Raw genomic sequence first — 1092 nt, 5'->3', positions numbered from 1 at the left:
TCAAGCCTCTGACCTGGGCCTATGCTCCCGCGACAGGACTCGAACCTGTAACCTGCCGGTTAACAGCCGGACGCTCTGCCAATTGAGCTACGCGGGACCGCGATGCTCCAGACGATAGCGCCGGGAGCATCTGACTGGGCAAGGTTACCTGAGGTTCGCGCGGATGGTTCGAGGGGGTAGGAAACACGGGTCGGTCGGCTGGTTGACCGTCGGCGCGCGGCCGCTCGGGCAGGATGGTCATGGTTGCGGGCGCCTGCCCGTCGTTGTCCGGTGACGGCGGCCGCCGGGTGTGGGATGACGATCGGGCGCGGGTGTGGGCGGCCATGAGCGTTCATGTGTCCGCGAAGGCCGGCAAGAGTGCACAGTGACACCGAGCGGGAGGCAGCATGCACGTCAGACCCGGTTTCATCGTTGGTTTCGGGCTCGGCTACGTGCTGGGGGCCCGCGCGGGCCGGGAGCACTACGACGCGATCATGCGTCAGGCGCGCGCGGTCCGGGAGCGCCCGGAGGTGCAGAGCGCGGCCGGGGTCGTCTCGGCGCAGGCGGGCAGCCTGCTGGAGCGGGCTCGCCGGACCCTCGGGAGCGTCACCGGCCGGGGCGAGCGGGCGGCGCCGGCCGCCGGCACCTTCGCCAGCGCGGCCGGGGCGCACAGCCCGAACGGTTCCGGGGCGATCCGTACGCCCTGACCCGCCCACGCGACCGGACGCCCGTCGAGCCTGGCGCCGGCTCGTCCCCGGGCAGGCAGGCGGATGCCGGACCGGGCCGCCACGGGCGGTGGCTGTCCCAGCCAGGTCCGTCCTGGCCGCGGACGCGCGGGCGGCATCGCGGGCGGCATGCCGTGCCGGGGTGGGCCGTGCCGGGGTGGGCGCGTTCCGTCCGGGCGGTGTACGCGTGCGGAGCGGGCCCGGGGGGAGCGGCTGGTGCTGGCGATGACCCGTGACGGTGCGCGACATGGCGCGTGACAGCATACGGCGCACCATATGACAGTATGTGACATGCATAATCACAATGTGTGATTTTCTGTGTGACGGTGCGTCATGCAACATGTGATGTCATACGTCACGTTGAGTAGCAATATGTGATGATGTCCAC

General features: G+C 70.5%; 1 protein-coding gene and 1 tRNA gene. One reads left to right on the top strand and one right to left on the bottom strand.

Annotated elements, in window-relative coordinates; genetic code table 11:
- Window positions 1–24: 24 nt before the first annotated feature.
- Window positions 25–97: transfer RNA gene (locus NBW84_RS05835), tRNA-Asn, on the bottom strand.
- Between the two features lie 289 nt (window positions 98–386).
- Here NBW84_RS05835 and NBW84_RS05830 point away from each other — a divergent pair.
- Window positions 387–686: a hypothetical protein gene (locus NBW84_RS05830; RefSeq protein WP_250282408.1), complete on the top strand. Its 300-nt coding sequence runs from the start codon at window positions 387–389 to the stop codon at window positions 684–686.
- Window positions 687–1092 lie beyond the last annotated feature (406 nt).

This window comes from Protofrankia sp. CiP1_Cm_nod2 (assembly GCF_920664355.1).
In the GTDB taxonomy this organism is placed as follows: domain Bacteria; phylum Actinomycetota; class Actinomycetes; order Frankiales; family Frankiaceae; genus Protofrankia.
Note: the sequence above shows the minus strand (reverse complement) of the source record. Positions and strands in the feature narration are given on the sequence as shown.

Bases quoted from the DNA above. Each gene is read 5' to 3' on its own strand.
- NBW84_RS05830 (WP_250282408.1), top strand. From the start codon at position 387: ATGCACGTCAGACCCGGTTTCATCGTTGGTTTCGGGCTCGGCTACGTG.